Below are 18319 nucleotides of genomic sequence, written 5' to 3' on the forward strand. Positions count from 1 at the left end.
AAGGAAACATTTGAAAAAGGTGCAGTGATGAATCTTTTGAAAAAAACATTAAATAGATAAATTGGAAAATATTCTATGCTATACTGAAATAAATAATGCAGGATTCGACAATACGGGGGATTTTTGTGACACACCTATCAGAGTATACGTTAATGTCTATTAAGAGTCTTTTCTTTGATTATATCAGCATCGAAAGCCTGCAAAACAGCAAAACACATGAAGAATACTTTGTCAGCACCCTGCAAAAGGCAATGAATTCAGAGGATGTTGCGCTTTTTAAATATGAGAATCATAAGTTTGTTCTGCTGGCTGCAACTGCCGGCTTTTATCAATTCAATCGCATTGTTAAACAGCAAAATCAAGTAGAAATGCATGATCGTGAGGTTGAACTATTAATTCGGGGAGAATTTCTTATCGTAATAAAAGAAGAAAAGAAGGCATTCAGTAAGGAATTCTACGATAAACTTCAAAGTGAATGTCATCAGTTCCTTTCCTATTTTATCAGGCTGTTTAATAAAAAGGAGAGCGACGCAAAACATAAATCACTGTATCAGCTGACAGAAAAACTTCATTCTACTATGAGCAAGGACGAAGTTTTGAATCAATTAATCTTTTCTCTTCAAACGATGTTTCCTGCCTATCTTTTTTATTTGTTCCTGTCACAGGATATTGACAATAAACAAAATTTGTTGATTAAAAGCTTGGATTATGAGGGGAATTACGGAAATGAAAAAGCGATGGAGGCTTATTTGACAGGGGATGTACAGTGGGAGCTTTCCAAAAACTCAAATCAGCTTGTTTATGCTCCACTTAAGGGAAATCAGGGTGTATATGGAGTTTTAGAAGTCACACAGCAAAATCAGTCTTATTTGAACAACGATGTCATGCTTATTATTACATCTCTCGCAAAGGCTGCCGGCAATGCACTTGAAAACGCAAAACTTTATGAACAATCAAAAAAGCTTGTTTCTGACCTGCAGCTTATAAATGAAACCTCTCAGCGTCTGAATAAAAACTTGCGGTTAATTGAAACGATGACTTTCATGTCAGAACGAATTATGCGTTCATTTTCTGCTGAAGAGGTTGGCTTTTATTATATGAATGAGGAAGGACAGCCGCACATTTTGCCGGGCAGTACGCCCTTTTTTCACAAAGGGGAATCAAAACCTTATATTAATTTAGTTCACAGCAAAGTTAGCCAGCAATTAGAAGGTATGTTTATGGGGGAAGTAAGGGTAAATGAAAGATCAGAATTTTCCTCGCTCATTGCCATCCCGATGATTCAAAGCGAACAGCTGAAGGGATTTGCCATTATTCTTCATTCTGACTCTTATTTCTTTACATTTGAGATGTTTAAGCTGCTGCAATCACTTATTCATCATTCTACGCTGGCCCTGATGAATTCCATGCTTCGGGAAGAACTGGAGCAACTTGTTAAAACCGATCATTTAACAAAATTACACTCCCGCAACTTTTTGGATGAGTCCTTACAGAGTTCCTTTGAAAAAGACCGGCAGGGAACGTTCATCTTGGTGGATATAGATAATTTTAAGCTGATTAATGATACTTATGGACATCAAGTTGGAGATGAAGTTCTTATTCAAGTCGCAAAGATTATTAAGAACAGCATCCGTGAACACGATATTGGTGCAAGATGGGGCGGTGAAGAACTTGCGGTCTATTTGCCTCAGGCGGATCTTGCAGCAGGAATCACTTTTGCGAACCGCCTTGCAGCTTCAGTACGGAAAGAAACAGTTCCAACAGTTACTGTTTCATGCGGAGTCGCACATTGGAGGGATGGCCGTCATGATACGCTGAAAAGAATCATCAGGCGTGCAGACAAAGCTTTATACAGTGCGAAGGAAAGCGGCAAAAACTGTGTCATTTTTCAAGAGGATATAGAGGTTGTATAAGAAAGATGTCATTTTAGGATGCCATCTTTTTTCTTTTATAAAGAAAGCGCTTTCAAAATTTACAGAACTATCATATGATATTGAATGTAGGAAGAGAAGGAGGAGAGAACATGGGGAAGGAATTCAGCTTTGAAACAAAGGTTATTCACGGACATAAACAAATGATGGACCCATATAACAGTTTAACGCCTCCGCTTTATCAAACAGCGACATTCGTATTTGACCGGGCTGAAACTGGAGAAAAGCGTTTCGCAGGAGAAGAAGAAGAAGGTCATATTTACTCTCGATTAGGCAATCCAACCGTACAATTAGCCGAACAGAAAATAGCAGCACTTGAAGAGGCTGAAGCAGCACTTGCTTTTGGTTCCGGTATGGGAGCTGTATCAGCGGTTCTCATGTCTATGGTCAAAACAGGTTCCCATATTCTTTGTTCTAAAGGAATTTATGGATGTACATTTGGATTGCTGAAAATGCTTGAAGAAAAATTTGGGGTCACGTATTCATTTTCAGAACTAAACAGTATAGAGGAAATAACAGCTGCAATTAAACCATCGACTTCATGCATTTATATTGAAACGCCAATTAATCCTACTATGCAGATGATTGATCTGGAAACAGTTACCGCTGCTGCGAAGTCACGCGAATTAAAAGTAATAGTTGATAATACATTTTGTTCACCATATCTTCAGCAGCCTCTTTTGCACGGGTGCGACATTGTGCTGCACAGTGCAACAAAATATATTAGCGGCCATGGGGATGTAATCGGAGGTTTTGTTGCAGGAAAGAAAGAATACATTCAAAAGCTTGCAATGACAGAAAGAAAAGATATCGGCGCCATTATGTCTCCATTTGATGCCTGGCTTTTGCTTAGAGGTTTGAAGACATTGCCTGTCCGAATGGATCGCCACTGTGAAAATGCAGGGGAAATTGCAGAAAGGCTGCTTGCTCATCCATCTGTTGAACGTGTTGCCTATCCATTTTTGGGAGAACCAGGGCAGGTTGCCCTTGCTAAGAGGCAAATGAAAAAAGGCGGAGGACTCATTAGCTTTACTCTTAAGTACCATGATAAATCAGCAACTCAAGCTTTCCTAAACTCGCTCCGGCTGATAAAAATTGCTGTTAGCCTCGGAGATGCAGAGTCCTTGATTCAGCACCCGGCAACTATGACACATTCGGTGATACCGGAGTATGAAAGAAAACAAATGGGGATTGAAGATAATCTAGTCCGGCTGTCGGTAGGTCTTGAAAGCATCGAGGATATTTGGGAAGATTTAAAACAAGCACTAGAGAGAAAATAAAAAACCGGAACTTAAAGGTTCCGGTTTTGTGATTCTTATAAAAAATCTGTCAGTGCCACTGTAAATTTTTCTAAATATTCTTGATCCAGTTCACTGAAACGGTTTTTTACAGGGCTGTCGATATCAAGCACACCGAACAGCTGCCCATCTTTTACAATTGGTATAACGATTTCAGACTGTGATGCTGCATCACATGCAATATGACCAGGGAAAGAGTGAACGTCTGCGATGCGCTCAGTCTTTTGATTGGCTGCGGCTGTTCCGCAAACTCCTCTGCCCATAGGGATTCTGACACATGCAGGAAGACCCTGGAATGGTCCTAATACAAGCTCGCTGTCTTTATATAAATAGAAACCGACCCAGTTCACTTCGTGCAAAAATTGATTCAATAATGCAGAAGCGTTTGATAAATTGGCGATTTGATCGCTTTCTCCTTCTAATAGAGCCTTCAGCTGCTTAATAAGCAGCTGATAATTTTCTTCTTGTTTGCCGCTGTATTTTTCGACATGAAACATGGTTATTACCCACCTTTGTATATTTTTCAGCAATTTATAAAGAGCCGGACAAACTTTGTCGAGAAAACATTAGAGGATAAACCTCCTGCTTCCTTGAAATAACATAGTAATGATGAAAGGGGTGAGAATTATGCCAATGCAGCCGACCGTCCCCAATCAAACGAAAGAAAAGATCATTGACGCAGCAATTGCATTATTCAACACACAGGGCTTTAATGGGACTTCTGTCAGGGAAATCGCTAAAAAAGCAAATGTGAATGTTGCTCATATCTCCTACTATTTTAATGGAAAGGGCGGTCTCTTGGAGTACCTTGTCTCCAAGTATTATGAAGGATACCTTTCTGTCATTGAAGAAGGCTATATTCGCCTGAGCCATGAAACACCGAAAAATTGTCTTCTTCTCTTAATTCAGGACATTTTAAACTACCAGCATCATAATCGTCAACTTGCGAGGTTTGTGCTTAGAGAAGTTACCCTGGACTCAATTTTAATAAGAGAAGTCATGACTACGTATCTGACGAAGGAAAAGTATTATTTAAAAGCCATTCTTGAAGAAGGCATTAAAACCGGCTATTTCCGCAAGGCCCCAATGGTGCACATTTTAGTGCAGCTGAAGAGCCTGCTGAATATGCCCTACCTTCAGCCTCAATATATGACTGAAGTGCTTTATATACAGACACATGAAACCTATTTTGTAAAACAATACTTCCACGAAATTGAAATATGGATCGATCATTTGCTGTGCGAACCTGCACAGAAAGAAGCTATTGTTTAAGAAATACAGGATTCCACCCAATCATTCTGCATATGAATCTTAGAAAAGAGCCTCATTAAAAAGGGAATAATGTGCACCAACATCCTTTGCACTATGGGCGTCAGACCCGTATACGAGAGGGATGTTTTGTTTTTTTGCCTCGTTAATCATCCATTGATCAAGATAAATGGCACCGCATAAATCTTTCCTTAATCCTGCAACATTAAAATCAAGCTCCATGTTCTGTTCTTTAGTGGCAAGCAGCAAGTCATATTGCATGTTCTTTAAATCAAAATCTGCAGGAAACCGCTTTTGAAATTTATTGATGAGCGTTAGATGCCCAAGCCTTTTCGGTTTATGTGGCCCAAGATTCGATTTTACTGCCGCAAGCATGGTTTCATAATATTTTATATGAAGTGATTTCAAGCTTCCTGCAGCTTCAATCATCTGAGGAAATGCACTCTCATGAAAATCCACGCAATAGTATTGATCTCCTATTTTTAAAAAGTGAACCGAAAGCACAGCATCATCAACATACTTGCTGTATTCATCCAGAAATGCCTGTGTCTCTTGTTCAAATCCCTCAATATAATCAATTTCAAATCCAATGTTAACCTTAATGTCTTTTGAGTATTTTTCTTTTACTGTTAACAGTTGTGAGATATAGTCATTTAAAAGTCTCCTGCTCATTGCACTGTCTGAATCAGGAACGGGGTCGGAAAAACCATCAGGCAGGGGAGCATGCTCAGTAAATGTTATTTCTTCCAATCCAATATTAAGAGCTTTTTCGATATACATTTCAAAACTGTCTGCTGTACCATGTGGGCAAAATGGAGTATGGACATGTCCGTCCTTTTTTATCATGCTTTGTCACACCTCTCGAAAACCGCGAAATATGGCGATAAATTATGTAAAAAAATTTAAATTATCGGTCAAAAATTGTCGTTTACATGGTATCATAAATACAATGAAATAACATCATTCACAAATAAATACACTTTACATAAGAATTCGACAATCGTTACTTACATTCATATAAAAATATTATACCTTGTTATGACGATTTGCTGGAACACAACGAGGGGGCTCATTATGGAAGTCGTTATTGGACTTATTGTCATTTTGCTGGTTTTATTTAGTGTCGGCTACGTTATCAGAAGAAACATATACAAAGAAGTAGATCGTTTAGAAGCCTTGAAGATTGAGATTATGAACCGGTCGATTGTAGATGAACTTTCAAAAGTCAAAGATTTGAAAATGACGGGGCAAGCCGAAGAATTATTTGAACGGTGGAGGAAGGAATGGGATGAGATTATTACTGCCCAGCTTCCTGAAGTGGAGGAGCTTCTGTTTGATGCAGAGGACTATGCTGATAAATACCGTTTTACTAAATCCAAGAAGGTTTTGGAACACATCGAAAAAACACTGAAGATTGTTGATGAATCAATTGAAATCATCATATCTGAGATCAATGAGCTGATTACGAGCGAAGAAAAGAACAGCACAGAGATAGAGGACGTAAGGGCAAATGTGAAAAAAGCAAAAAAGAAGCTTCTTGCACACAGCCATACGTTTGGCAAAGCTCAAGCAAAGCTTGATGCAAAGCTTGGTGAGATCGTTGAAGCTTTAAAACAATTTGATGCAGAAACTGAGGCAGGCAACTATTTAGCTGCAAGAGAGATTCTGCTCGTTCAGAAAGAAGAAATTCTGATCCTGCTCTCTAAGATTGATGACATACCAAAACTTTTGGTAGAGTGTCACACAGTTATTCCGAGTCAGCTTGCAGAGCTTGCTGAGGGCTATCAGGAAATGCTGGATAATGGCTTCCATTTAAAGCATATTCAGTTTGAAACAGAGCTTCTCAAAATGACGAAGCAGCTTGAAGAGCATATGGAGCTCCTCGCTGAAACAAATACAGCTGAAGTAAAAGAAAACTTAGAAGAAATTCAGGAAGCAATTGACACATTCTATGATCTGCTGGAAAAAGAAGTTCTTGCCCATCATTATGTGCAAGCGGCAACAAGCAAGATTGATCAGCAGATTTCAGAGCTTCTCACTAAACGTAAAGAAACGCAGGAAGAAGCAGAACTTGTTAGACAGAGCTACCAGATTTCTGAAGTTGATTTGGATAAACAAAGAAAACTGGAAAAACAGATTAATTCACTCTATAAGCAGTTCTCGCATATTCAAAATAACCTGCAGACAGAACAGCTTGCCCATTCTATTTTAAAAGAAGAGCTTGAAGAACTTGAGAAGCATATTGCTTCTGTCAAAACCGAGCATCAGGATTTCAGTGAGCTGCTTCAGGCACTCCGCAAGGAAGAACGGGAAGCAAGACAAGCATTGGCAGATGCAAGAAAGCAGCTTCACGACTCCAGCAGAAAAATCCAGAAAAGCAATGTGCCTGGACTGCCTGAGAGTCTTGCGCAGCTGCTTCAGGAAGCGAAGCAATCGATTTCACATGTTTCACGCAAGCTTGAAGAGATTCCATTGGATATGATTGTGGTTAATTCAATGCTTGATGAGGCTACAAAGAACATTGATACTTTCTCCACACAGGCGGAGGAAATGATTGAACAAGTATATTTGGCTGAAAAAGTCATTCAATATGGCAATAAATACAGAAGAAGAAATGGAACAGTAGCTGATCAGTTAAAAGAGGCGGAATTTCATTTCCGGAAATATGAATACAGCAAGTCGCTTGAAAAAGCAGCCGCGGCTCTTGAACAAGTTGAGCCAGGTTCACTTTCAAAGCTTCAGATCATTCTGGATGAAGAAACAAAACCATCCTCATAAAAAAACCTCCCGTACCAAAAAGGTACGGGAGGTTTTTTATTCATTTCTATTTTCTTCGCGAGCTTGCCAAGGCTGCACCGTTTTTCTGATTAGTCCGGGTGGAGGAGATGATAAACCCAATCACTCCGCCAATGATAGCAGGGACTAAAAATCCAATGCCGTAGTCGAATAACGGAACAGTGGATACCAGCCACTCGTTAATTGCGCCTGGGAGCAGACCTCCAGCTTTTAATCCATCAGCAATGCTGATGACTGTTGTCAGGATTAAACTGCCGATGTAAACTTCAGGTGCACCTTTAAAATAATTGTGAAGAAAAGAAAGAATGATCAGAACAATTGCAAGCGGATATAAAGCAATCAAAATGGGAACAGAAAAAGCAATCAGCTTCGTTAATCCCGCGTTTGCTACAATTGTACTGAATAAACAAATAACTGTGATGATCAGTTTATACGAAACATTTGGAAAGACCATTGAAAAGTACTTCCCGCAAGCTGAAACAAGGCCAATACTTGTTGTCAGACAAGCAAATGTAATAGCGGTGCTTAAGATCACATTTCCCAGTGAACCAAATAGGATATTGACTGATTCAGACAAAACTGCACCGCCGTTATCAAAATAACCAATTTGGCTGACGCTCGTAGCTCCCAAATACGCAAGGGCAATATAAACAGCCGCAAGACCCGCAGCTGCAATTAATCCGCATCTGATACAGATTTTTGCAATGGCCGCACGGTCTGTAATCCCTCGTTCTTTAACAGCATTTATGACAACAATACTGAAAACTAATGCTGCAAGAGTATCCATTGTCAAATATCCTTCTAAAAATCCTGTGAAAAAGGCACCATTTGCATATTCTCCTTTAGGAGCCTGCATTTCTCCCATAGGTGTTATGAACATCTTAACTGAGATTAGTGCAAGTACAATCAGTAAGATTGGGGTTAACAGTTTCCCGACTGTATCTACAATCTTCGCAGGATTGAGTGACAGCCAAAACGTAATTCCAAAAAAGATAATAGTGAATATAAACAAAGGCAAGCTGCTGTCTGCTGCTGCAGCGGGCAAGAAAGGTAATATACCTACTTCATATGTGACCGTTCCTGTTCTTGGAATGGCAAAGACAGGACCAATGGCTAGATATAAAACAAACGTAAATACTAAACCGAAAACGGGATGAACCCTGCCTGCCAGAGATTGAACATCACTGCCTGATACGCTAATCGCGACAACCCCAAGGAGCGGGAGTCCAACACCAGTAATCAGAAAACCGATGATCGCCTCCCACATGTTTACACCAGCTTGCTGGCCCAAACCGGGCGGAAAGATTAAATTACCTGCTCCGAAAAATAGGGCAAAGAGCATAAGTCCTATAGTTAAAGTTTCTTTTAATGGCAATGATTTTGACATGAAAAATCCCCCTGAAGACTGAGTGTTAGAAATGTATACGTTTTCATCCTACCACATCATCTAAAAAATTTGTCGAAAAATAATATTAAATCAGTTTTTATTATATTCAAAAAATTTGATATGTCAAATAGTCATACATTTATTTCTTATTTGTTGGTTTTATGTTATTATGATTGTTTGTTTCGTACACCATTACTTTTTTTAAAAAATATATAGTCTCAGGACTCCTTGTTTTTCAATGTATTGGAGGATTGAATATTTTGATTTATCTTGATAATAGTGCAACCACAAAACCATATGAAGAAGTATTGCATGCTTTTGCACATGTTGCAACCCGTTATTTTGCCAATCCTTCCTCGCTGCACGGTCTCGGTGCAGAAGCAGAAAATCTATTAGCACAGGCAAGAAAACAAATGGCTGGTCTTTTAGGAGCAGATGAACAAGAGATTATTTTTACATCCGGGGGCACAGAAGGAAATAATTTAGCCATAAAAGGGACGGCACTTTCTTTAAAAAAGAAAGGGAACCATATTATCACTACACAAATTGAACACCCTTCTGTTATTGAAAGCTGCAGACAGCTGCAAAAACTGTTTGACTTTGACGTAACGTATCTGCCTGTAAATGAAGAAGGAATTGTTGAAGTAGAAGAAATTAAAAAAAACATCAGAAAAGAAACCATTTTAGTATCAATTATGCATGTAAATAATGAAACAGGATCGATTCAGCCAATAGAAGAAATCAGCATGGTGCTGCTTGATTTTCCGGACATTTATTTTCACGTTGATCATGTACAGGGAGCGGCTAAAGTTCCTCTTTCACTTAAAGGGATTGATTTATGTACGATATCAGGCCACAAATTCCATGCACTTAATGGCTGCGGAGTATTGTATGCCCGAAAAGGAATGAAATTCGAGCCCCTTTTTTCGGGAGGGGCCCAGGAGAAGCAGGCCCGTTCAGGTACGGAGAGCATCGCACTTGCGGTATCAATGGCAAAAGCATTAAGAATGTCCATGGAAAAAAATGAAGATTGTAAAGAAAATTTGCAAAAGATGAAAACGAATCTGATCCAAAAATTAAATAAAATAGAAGGTATTGTCGTAAATACATCTGCGAATAAGTCTGCACCCCATATTATTAATTTTTCTGCACCAGGTATTCAGGCAGAAGTGCTTTTACATATGCTTGAACAATCCGGAATCTATGTCTCGACAACCTCTGCATGTTCGTCGAAAAGGAAAAAAAGCAGCACAGTACTGCTCGCTATGGGAAAAGGAGAAGCTGTCGCATCAAGTTCGATCCGAATCAGTCTTTCTTATGAAAATACAAGTGAAGAGCTGGAAGAATTTATGGATGTTCTTAAGAAATCTCTTGAAAAATTAACGAAATTAACGAGGTAGTAAGATGAATTATGATCATATTTTAATTCGATATGGAGAAATTTCTACAAAAGGAAAAAATCGAAAACGGTTTGTCGATCAATTAAAAGAAAATATAAAACTGGTGTTGCATGAGTTTCCGGCCTTAGGCTACAGCAGCAACAGAGACCGTATGTATATCAGGCTTCACGGTGAAAATCACGAACCGATTCTTGAAAAACTGAAAAATGTTTTCGGCATACATTCTTTTAGTTTAGCTTTAAAAACAAAGAATGAGCTTGAGGCTATTAAAAATGGAGCACTTGAGCTGATGTCTGAGCAATATAAACCTGGAGATACCTTTAAAATATCTGCAAAAAGAGCGGATAAATCATTTCCGCTTCTTACAAATGAAATTAATCACGCAATCGGCAGCCACATTCTGCAAAATTCGGAAGGCTTAACAGTGGATGTGCATGAGCCTGATATCGATTTAAGAGTTGAAGTCCGTGAGGAAGCTGCCTATTTGACCTGTAAAGATTATCAGGGAGCGGGCGGTCTTCCTGCAGGGGCAAGCGGAAAAGCGGTATTAATGCTCTCAGGAGGGATTGACAGTCCCGTTGCAGGTTTCTTTGCAATGAAACGCGGTATTGATGTTGAAGCGGTTCACTTCTTCAGTCCTCCATATACGAGTGAACGTGCCAAGCAAAAGGTGATTGACCTGGCAAGAAAGCTTACTTCTTTCAGCGGGAAAATCAAGCTTTATATTGTGCCGTTTACAGAAATACAGGAAACGATTCAAAAGCAAGTGCCTGAAAGCTATAACATGACATCTACACGGCGGATGATGCTTAAAATAGCTGACAGAATCCGCGAAAAACAGGGCGGGTTAGCTATAATCACCGGAGAAAGCCTTGGACAAGTTGCAAGCCAAACGTTAGAAAGCATGTTTGCTATAAATGAGGTGACGAGCACGCCGATTATCCGTCCGCTGATTACTTATGATAAAACGGATATCATAACTATAGCCAAGCAAATTGGAACACATGATACCTCCATTTTGCCTTACGAAGACTGCTGTACTATCTTTACACCAGCGTCGCCAACTACAAAACCAAAACTTGAAAAAGCACAAAGGTTCGAAAGTTTCCTGGATTTTGAACCGCTGATTGATAAAGCTGTTGAAGATACGGATGTAATCGTCATTTCGTCTGCTGAAGATAAAGAATTAAAAAGATTATTTTAAACCAAGAAAATTGTGAACAATTACCAAAATTAGTTTGAATGAAGCCATGTGTTTTTACACAATCTATACTCACAAGGAGGTGAAGACACATGGCAAACAACAATAGCTCAAACCAATTAGTAGTACCAGGTGCACAACAAGCGATCGACCAAATGAAATACGAAATCGCAACTGAGTTCGGAGTGAACTTAGGAGCTGAAACAACTTCTCGTGCTAACGGTTCTGTAGGTGGAGAGATCACTAAACGTTTAGTATCTTTCGCTCAACAAAACATGAGTGGTTTTTCAAAATAATTGAACTAAATAGATATGGCTACGAAGGGTGGGGATCATACCCCACTCTTTTCCTTTCGCTTTTTTATGCTTGCGGAGCATTTTAAATAGAGGAGGTTTTTCATCATGACAAAGAATAATCGTCCAAATATCGAATTTGAAGGCGGACAGGAGCAGGACCAAAAACTTCAGAAGTCTAAAAAGCAAGGCCGAAAAAGAAGAAATGAACCTAAAAACGCAGTTGAATCAAATGAGCAAAGCTAAAGCTAGAGAGCGCGGATGATGTTTCCGCGCTTTTTTTTATGGAGCGGTTAAACTAGGATTTCAATAAAAATATAAGATATTTTGCAATAATATTCAAAAATGTTAAAATATTATGTATAATTTACTATGAGATAACAAAGGAGGGGTCACAATGTTGAGAGATGAGCTAATTGCGCCTGAAAACTATAACCTAGTAGAAGAAGTAGAAAAGCATGCAAAAGATGCAGAACGAATCGCATTGAAGTGGGAGAATGAAAAAGGCGATAAAGAAGAGCTTACATACGGACAGCTTCTTGATAAAGCAAACAGAATTGGAAGCGCTTTATTAAATAAAGGTCTAATGCAGGGAGATAAAATTCTTGTCATCATTCCCCGTTTTCCTGAAGCCTATGCAGCGTACTTAGGGGCATTAAAGGCTGGCTTTGTTGTCATCCCAAGCTCGGAAATGCTGCGCACTAAAGATCTTCAATATCGTGTGACCCACGGAGATGTGAAAGCCATCATCTCTTATACGGATTTCACAGAGGAATGCAAAGGAATAAATGAATTTGATTCCCTCCTTAAATTTTCAATTGGAGGAAAAGCTGAAGGCTGGTACTCTCTTGAAGATGAAGCAGCGAAGGAATCAGGAGAGCTAAAGCTTGCGGAGACCAAAAGGGACAGTCACGCCTTTTTATCCTACACGTCAGGCACTACGGGCAATCCCAAAGGGGTCGTACATACACACGGCTGGGCTTTTGCTCATTTAAAAACAGCAGCTGCGAATTGGCTGAGCATTGAAGAAAATGACGTCGTATGGGCAACGGCAGGACCGGGCTGGCAAAAATGGATCTGGAGCCCCTTCTTATCGGTGCTTGGATCAGGTGCAACAGGACTTGTCTATAATGGGCGGTTTGAGCCTAAGAAATATCTTCAGCTGCTGCAGGATTATAAAGTTAACGTATTATGCTGCACACCGACTGAATATCGTCTGATGGCTAAGGTAGACAATTTAAAAGAATACTCTCTTCCTTCTCTGCACAGTGCTGTTTCTGCTGGTGAGCCTTTAAACAGGGAAGTTATTGATACATTTAGAAATTACTTTAACATCGAAGTGCGTGATGGTTACGGACAGACGGAAAATACCCTGCTCGTCGGTGTGATGAAGGGCATGGAAGTAAAGCCAGGCTCAATGGGCAAGCCTACTCCTGGAAATAAGGTCGAAATCATTGATGATGAAGGAAACATCTGCAAAGTCGGAGATGTAGGTGATATTGCAGTCCATGTTGATACACCAGCTTTATTTAAAGAGTATTATAAAGACGCCGAGCGAACGGCTATGCAATTTAGAGGCAGTTTTTATATTACCGGGGATAGAGCAAAAAAAGATGAAGACGGCTATTTCTGGTTTGAGGGAAGACGGGATGATATCATCATCAGTTCAGGATATACAATTGGACCGTTTGAGGTTGAAGACGCACTCGTCAAACATCCTTTTGTAAAAGAGTGCGCTGTTGTCGCAAGTCCGGATGAGCTTCGCGGGAGCATCGTAAAAGCGTATGTTGTCCTGCAGGATGATGTGGATGAGAGCTCGCCGGAACTTATACCTGTCTTGCAGGATCATGTGAAAGAGCTTACAGCTCCTTATAAATACCCGCGCAAAATTGAATTTGTTTCTGAATTGCCTAAAACGACTTCCGGCAAAATCAGAAGAATTGAATTAAGGCAGAAGGAGCTTGCAGAAGCATAATAGGCAAATAAACCAGACGGATGACTCTGTCTGGTTTTTCAATGCGCCGAGTGATAACATATATTGAAAAAGAAAGCTGGAGGAATGTCACCGTGGGCACGCTTTGGTTTGGCGGAACAATTTATACTTTAATAGAAGAAAACGATACGGTTGAAGCGGTCTATGTTGAAAATGGCCTTGTAGTGGCTGCCGGGGATGAGGAAAAGCTCCGGACTGATTACCCGTGCACGGATGAAATAAATCTTGAAGGCAGCATCATGATTCCGGGATTTACAGACAGCCATATGCATTTAATGGGTCATGGTGAAAAACTGATCCGTTTGGATTTTACTGGCATGACTTCATCTGATCAGGTCATTCAGAGTCTTCGCAAGAGGGCAGAAGGACTTGAGCCGGGAACGTGGATTGTTGGTGAAGGGTGGAATGAAAATCAGTTTGAAGATAAAAAGATTATTCATCGCAGAGAGCTTGATGAAGTAACTTGCACACACCCTTTGATGCTAAAACGAATTTGCCATCATGCAGTCATCGTTAATACCAAAGCAATGAAACTTGCCGGAATAACTCCTGCTACCCCAGACCCTGAAGGCGGCGTTATCGTAAAAGATCCTGACGGAAATCCGACAGGCTACTTGCTTGATCAGGCACAAGAACTTGTTTTTCAGGCGCAGCCTCAAGTATCTGATGCTTACTTAAAAGAAGCATTAATGAAATCGATAGAGGATTGCCACAAAAAAGGTCTTGTAGGCGGACATACAGAGGATTTAGCCTATTATGGAAGCCTTGAAAATACATTGATGGCATATGATGAAGTCATGAATCATGAAAAAAAGAAATTCAGAGCTCATTTGCTTGTCCATCATTTAGTGGCAGATGAATTTAAGCAAAAGGAAAGAAATCTTGGGCCATTTATTGAATTTGGGGCAATGAAGCTCTTTGCAGACGGTGCGCTTGGAGGGAGAACAGCTCTATTAAGCGGTCCGTACTACGATGATCCTGAAACAAACGGAGTGAGCATTCATTCTGATGAAAACCTGAAACGCCTGATTCAAACAGCAAGAAACTACGAAATGGAAGCGGCTATTCATACGATTGGCGATTTAGCTTTCGAAAAGGCTCTTGATGCCATTGAAGCATATCCTCCTGTGAAAAAGAATCAGCATGACCGGCTTATACATGCCCAAATCTTAAGAAGAGACTTAATTGAAAGAGCCAAAAAACTGCCGATTATATTGGATATTCAGCCTCGATTCGTCTCAAGTGATTTTCCATGGGTGATTGACAGAATTGGCGAGGATAGAATGAAGGATTGCTACGCTTGGAAAACGCTGATATCAGAAGGATTGAAATGTGCAGGAGGTTCAGATGCCCCTATTGAGCCAATTGATCCTCTTCTCGGAATTTATTCGGCAGTCAAGCGAGAAAGCATTTACGATCAACAAGTATATATGCCTGAAGAGAAGCTTTCTGTGTATGAAGCGGTAGAGCTTTACACAAAAGGCAGCGCTTATGCCATACATCACGAAAATGACCGTGGGTGTATTGCAAAGGGATTTTCAGCTGACTTCACCGTGCTGAACCGGGATATTTTTAAAGATGACGCATTGCTCGAAACAGAAGTGGTTATGACGGTTGTAGACAATACCATTGTATATAAAAGAGAAAGACATGCAAAATAAGCTTCATGTCTTTCTCTTTTCTTGACTTTTGGAACAGCTTTCAGTGCTACTTAATTTGGCCAATTTTCGGATCCAATGAATCACTGAATCTTGGCTAAATAAAGGTCATTTCGGCTGGGAAATTAGAATTTAGCTAGGGTCCTAATAATATAGGCGAAAGGAAAAAAATCGTCTGCTAATAAATTATTGAAAATAGCTAATAAATTCAATAAATCGGCTAAATAAAATCAAATTACCGCTAATAAAACTGGGATTTCCGCTAAATAAGCAGATGCAGTTTGATGTTTTTCGCCAGATCGGCTCCGTTTTATGCAGATTATTATCTGACCGTGGTGTCCAGCTCCACCTCCCATCCCCTCGGTCAGAACAGATTCACCGAAAAAGTCAAACCTGGACTTTTCCGGTGAATCCTTATCTGCCATGCCTGGGCTAAACAGTCGGCTCCGCTTTTCTAATTATAAAAACGTCCGCTTCACTTTTTCCCAGAATGAATTATCTTTTAGTTTTACCGTTTTAATTATTGAGTGACTTAGTGACAGTTCAATTTTTTCGACGTGGCGGATGCTTAGTGCGTCATTATCCATGCCGATTACGGGATGGTCATTACCATCCTGGACAATTTTCAGAGTCAATTTTCTGTCTGCGCTTAAGATGAATGGAGATCCGAGTGTTCGGTATTTATTGTTATTAAGTGACGCAAGCTCACTTACTTGAAGACATGGAAGGAGCGGATCAACTACAGCACCCTGTACAGATTTATTGTAGGCGGTGCTTCCTGTAGGCGTGGAAATAATCATGCCGTCTCCTCTGAATGTTTCAAAATGAAGGCCGTCAATGAAAACATCAATGACAAATGTTTTGATAATGCCAGAGCGAATGGAGCATTCATTCAGACACTTAAAGGTCGTGTGGCCGTCAATTGTAACATCGAGAATCGGATAGCGTCTTACTTCGATTTGCGCTTCTTTCATTGCTTCAATGATTTTATCTGTTTCTTCGATTTTAAAGTCACAGTACAGGCTTACCGTTCCTTTAACTGAAATACCCACATATAGACAGTCATCTCTGAAATTCGTTTTTCTTACAGCCTGAAGAAACGTGCCGTCACCGCCTATGCTTACGATTATATTTGCCTGTTTTGAATCCGGTACAACGGTAAATCCCTGTTCTTCAGCAAGAGAGGTAAGCCCTTTCACTTTATGTACGAGTTCGTCCTCTTTTTTGTAATAAAAATAAACGTTGCGGCGATTATCTGTCATGTTAGTCCTCCTTAATGTTGGAAAAGTTACACAATCTTAGCAAATGGTGTTACAATACTTTATGGTATTTAGTTTACCATTTCTAACATAAATATTGAAAGAATTGCACGTTTTTTATGATCTCTTTTCGTAAAATTGGTTGTTTTAAGTGCTTAAGATAAGTCCGTAGACGGGAACAAATTTTATGTGAAAAACAACAATAAAATGCGAAAACAGTTAAGTCTTGCGAAAATCAGGGAGGAATCATCATGAATGGAAAACGATGGGGGGCCCTTGTCATTGCTGCTGTCCTGTTTGGTATTTCAGCAGTAGTCAGCTTAACCAATATGGCTTTGGCAAACAGCAATGCTTTTACAAATGCTCTCACAGCGAATGAAGAGTTTACCGAAACGGTTTTGGAACCCGGAAATGAATCTAAAAAAATTGTTGTCCTTGAAGTGAACGGAGTCATTCAGGATACAGGCGAAAATGTCACTTCATTTTTTGAAACGGCGGGTTATCATCATCAGCAATTTTTAGATATGATTGATGCTGCTGCGAAAGATAAAAGTGTTCGCGGCATTATGCTGAAAGTGAATTCTCCTGGTGGAGGAGTCGTTGAAAGTGCAGAAATACATAAGCATTTAATCGAGGCAAAAGAAAAACACAAGAAAAGTATCTATGTTTCTATGGGTACCTCTGCTGCTTCTGGAGGATATTATATCTCAGCTCCAGCTGATAAAATCTATGCGGCGCCTGATACATTGACAGGCTCATTAGGAGTTATTATGCAGGGTATTAACTACAGCGGTCTTGCAGAAAAGTACGGCGTGAAATTTGAAACGGTGAAAAGCGGAGAGTTTAAAGACATTATGTCTCCTGCACGTGAAATGACGCCAGAAGACAGAGAAATTCTGCAGACGATGGTTGATAATGCATATCAGGGCTTTGTTGATGTGATTGCCGACGGACGCGGTTTGTCTGACGGGGAAGTGCGCAAACTTGCTGATGGACGAATTTATGATGGACGTCAGGCTAAGGAATTAAACTTAATTGATGAACTGGGTTTTTCCGATGATGCACTTAAAGGTATGAAAAAAGATCTGAAGTTAGAAGGCGCTCACGTTATTGAATATGAAACAAGTGCAGGCCTCGATTCATTGCTTGCACTTGGCGCCAATAAAGTGTTCAGCGAGGAATTTGAGCTGATGGGATTATACCGCTTTTTCTCACAATCTAATTCACCGCGGATGATGTACCTGTATTCAGAATAAGAGGAGGATTTGCAAATGGATGCTACGTATGAAGAAGGACATAACCATGAGCAGCCTCTTCAGAGAATAGAAGAAAGCCATCCAGTAATGAATGTTCATTACGCAGGCTTCTGGCTCCGGTTTTGGGCATATTTAATCGATTTAATTGTCATTGGAAGCGTAAATCGCATCGTCTTTCATCCGCTGTTTACATGGCTAGAGATTCCGACATCAGACAATTTCATTTTCTCCCCCATTCAAATTTGTACGGCTGTCTCTTTCTACCTGTACTTTGTCTTTATGACAAAGTACTTGGGTCAGACATTGGGGAAAATGGTATTTGGGCTTAAGGTCATATCTCTTAAGCATGAAAAGCTGTCGTGGAGTACCATATTATTCAGAGAGCTGATCGGACGTTTCATTTCAAAATTCACATGGATCGGATATGCTGTCACTGCCTTTACGCCTAAAAAGCAGGGAGTACATGATCTCTTTGCAGATACAGCTGTTATAACGGAATATATGAAAAAACATGAACCTGCTGCCGAATAATGGCTGCAGGTTTATTTTTTTTTTAGGAAGGTGATAATGAATGATTG

General features: G+C 39.9%; 16 protein-coding genes. 12 read left to right on the plus strand and 4 right to left on the minus strand.

The annotated features are described in order from the left end of the window. Positions 1–125 precede the first annotated feature (125 nt). Entirely contained in the window at positions 126–1913 is a 1788-nt protein-coding gene (locus QFZ72_RS07955; protein WP_307431608.1) for a sensor domain-containing diguanylate cyclase, read from the plus strand. Positions 1914–2023: 110 nt separating this feature from the next. Beyond that, on the plus strand, positions 2024–3211 hold the full coding sequence (megL, locus tag QFZ72_RS07960) for a methionine gamma-lyase (RefSeq protein ID WP_307431611.1): 1188 nt from the start codon (positions 2024–2026) through the stop codon (positions 3209–3211). A 35-nt stretch (positions 3212–3246) separates the two neighbouring features. Here the strand turns inward: megL and QFZ72_RS07965 are convergent, their stop codons facing one another. After that, positions 3247–3726: a GAF domain-containing protein gene (locus tag QFZ72_RS07965; protein WP_252201876.1), complete on the minus strand. Its 480-nt coding sequence runs from the start codon at positions 3724–3726 to the stop codon at positions 3247–3249. A gap of 136 nt (positions 3727–3862) precedes the next feature. On the opposite strand from QFZ72_RS07965, the gene refZ reads away from it, so the two are divergent. After that, positions 3863–4501, plus strand: coding sequence for a forespore capture DNA-binding protein RefZ (gene refZ / locus QFZ72_RS07970; protein WP_307439655.1), 639 nt, complete (start codon positions 3863–3865; stop codon positions 4499–4501). Positions 4502–4540: 39 nt separating this feature from the next. Here refZ and hisJ read toward each other — a convergent pair whose 3' ends face one another. Beyond that, complete coding sequence (gene hisJ, locus QFZ72_RS07975; RefSeq protein ID WP_307431614.1) at positions 4541–5344, minus strand: histidinol-phosphatase HisJ; 804 nt, start codon at positions 5342–5344, stop codon at positions 4541–4543. Between the two features lie 228 nt (positions 5345–5572). On the opposite strand from hisJ, the gene ezrA reads away from it, so the two are divergent. Further along, on the plus strand, positions 5573–7276 hold the full coding sequence (gene ezrA, locus QFZ72_RS07980; protein WP_307431617.1) for a septation ring formation regulator EzrA: 1704 nt from the start codon (positions 5573–5575) through the stop codon (positions 7274–7276). 46 nt (positions 7277–7322) lie between these two features. Here the strand turns inward: ezrA and brnQ are convergent, their stop codons facing one another. After that, entirely contained in the window at positions 7323–8681 is a 1359-nt protein-coding gene (brnQ, locus tag QFZ72_RS07985) for a branched-chain amino acid transport system II carrier protein (protein WP_307431619.1), read from the minus strand. Positions 8682–8941: 260 nt separating this feature from the next. Between brnQ and QFZ72_RS07990 the strand changes: the two genes are divergently transcribed. The 6 genes from QFZ72_RS07990 to QFZ72_RS08015 all read left to right on the plus strand — a co-directional run bounded on the left by QFZ72_RS07990 (position 8942) and on the right by QFZ72_RS08015 (position 15229). Continuing rightward, positions 8942–10081, plus strand: a complete 1140-nt coding sequence (locus QFZ72_RS07990) for a cysteine desulfurase family protein (protein WP_307431622.1) — start codon at positions 8942–8944, stop codon at positions 10079–10081. Between the two features lie 4 nt (positions 10082–10085). Further along, positions 10086–11285, plus strand: coding sequence for a tRNA uracil 4-sulfurtransferase ThiI (thiI, locus tag QFZ72_RS07995; protein WP_307431624.1), 1200 nt, complete (start codon positions 10086–10088; stop codon positions 11283–11285). An 89-nt stretch (positions 11286–11374) separates the two neighbouring features. Continuing rightward, on the plus strand, positions 11375–11578 hold the full coding sequence (locus QFZ72_RS08000) for an alpha/beta-type small acid-soluble spore protein (protein ID WP_223437249.1): 204 nt from the start codon (positions 11375–11377) through the stop codon (positions 11576–11578). A 105-nt stretch (positions 11579–11683) separates the two neighbouring features. Beyond that, complete coding sequence (locus QFZ72_RS08005) at positions 11684–11821, plus strand: hypothetical protein (RefSeq protein ID WP_307431628.1); 138 nt, start codon at positions 11684–11686, stop codon at positions 11819–11821. 151 nt (positions 11822–11972) lie between these two features. Then, a complete protein-coding gene (mbcS, locus tag QFZ72_RS08010) occupies positions 11973–13550 on the plus strand; it encodes an acyl-CoA synthetase MbcS (RefSeq protein ID WP_307431631.1) in 1578 nt (525 codons plus the stop codon). 92 nt (positions 13551–13642) lie between these two features. Continuing rightward, complete coding sequence (locus QFZ72_RS08015; protein ID WP_307431634.1) at positions 13643–15229, plus strand: amidohydrolase; 1587 nt, start codon at positions 13643–13645, stop codon at positions 15227–15229. Between the two features lie 455 nt (positions 15230–15684). On the opposite strand, the gene QFZ72_RS08020 is transcribed toward QFZ72_RS08015, so the two are convergent. After that, a complete protein-coding gene (locus QFZ72_RS08020; RefSeq protein WP_307431637.1) occupies positions 15685–16488 on the minus strand; it encodes an NAD kinase in 804 nt (267 codons plus the stop codon). Positions 16489–16736: 248 nt separating this feature from the next. Between QFZ72_RS08020 and sppA the strand changes: the two genes are divergently transcribed. Both sppA and QFZ72_RS08030 read left to right on the plus strand, forming a co-directional pair. Next, the gene (gene sppA, locus QFZ72_RS08025) at positions 16737–17741 is read left to right on the plus strand and encodes a signal peptide peptidase SppA (RefSeq protein WP_307431640.1); all 1005 of its coding nucleotides are present in this window, start codon (positions 16737–16739) and stop codon (positions 17739–17741) included. Positions 17742–17756: 15 nt separating this feature from the next. Further along, on the plus strand, positions 17757–18272 hold the full coding sequence (locus QFZ72_RS08030; protein WP_307431643.1) for an RDD family protein: 516 nt from the start codon (positions 17757–17759) through the stop codon (positions 18270–18272). The last annotated feature ends 47 nt before the right edge of the window (positions 18273–18319 follow it).

The sequence above is a fragment of the Bacillus sp. V2I10 genome, from assembly GCF_030817055.1.
Classification (GTDB): domain Bacteria; phylum Bacillota; class Bacilli; order Bacillales; family Bacillaceae; genus Bacillus_P.

What these genes read in the sequence shown, in the direction of transcription:
- megL (WP_307431611.1), top strand. Translation starts at nt 2,024, where the DNA reads ATGGGGAAGGAATTCAGCTTTGAAACAAAGGTTATTCACGGACATAAA.
- QFZ72_RS07965 (WP_252201876.1), bottom strand. Translation starts at nt 3,726, where the DNA reads ATGTTTCATGTCGAAAAATACAGCGGCAAACAAGAAGAAAATTATCAG.
- refZ (WP_307439655.1), top strand. Translation starts at nt 3,863, where the DNA reads ATGCAGCCGACCGTCCCCAATCAAACGAAAGAAAAGATCATTGACGCA.
- hisJ (WP_307431614.1), bottom strand. Translation starts at nt 5,344, where the DNA reads ATGATAAAAAAGGACGGACATGTCCATACTCCATTTTGCCCACATGGT.
- ezrA (WP_307431617.1), top strand. Translation starts at nt 5,573, where the DNA reads ATGGAAGTCGTTATTGGACTTATTGTCATTTTGCTGGTTTTATTTAGT.
- brnQ (WP_307431619.1), bottom strand. Translation starts at nt 8,681, where the DNA reads ATGTCAAAATCATTGCCATTAAAAGAAACTTTAACTATAGGACTTATG.
- thiI (WP_307431624.1), top strand. Translation starts at nt 10,086, where the DNA reads ATGAATTATGATCATATTTTAATTCGATATGGAGAAATTTCTACAAAA.
- QFZ72_RS08000 (WP_223437249.1), top strand. Translation starts at nt 11,375, where the DNA reads ATGGCAAACAACAATAGCTCAAACCAATTAGTAGTACCAGGTGCACAA.
- QFZ72_RS08005 (WP_307431628.1), top strand. Translation starts at nt 11,684, where the DNA reads ATGACAAAGAATAATCGTCCAAATATCGAATTTGAAGGCGGACAGGAG.
- mbcS (WP_307431631.1), top strand. Translation starts at nt 11,973, where the DNA reads ATGTTGAGAGATGAGCTAATTGCGCCTGAAAACTATAACCTAGTAGAA.
- QFZ72_RS08020 (WP_307431637.1), bottom strand. Translation starts at nt 16,488, where the DNA reads ATGACAGATAATCGCCGCAACGTTTATTTTTATTACAAAAAAGAGGAC.
- sppA (WP_307431640.1), top strand. Translation starts at nt 16,737, where the DNA reads ATGAATGGAAAACGATGGGGGGCCCTTGTCATTGCTGCTGTCCTGTTT.
- QFZ72_RS08030 (WP_307431643.1), top strand. Translation starts at nt 17,757, where the DNA reads ATGGATGCTACGTATGAAGAAGGACATAACCATGAGCAGCCTCTTCAG.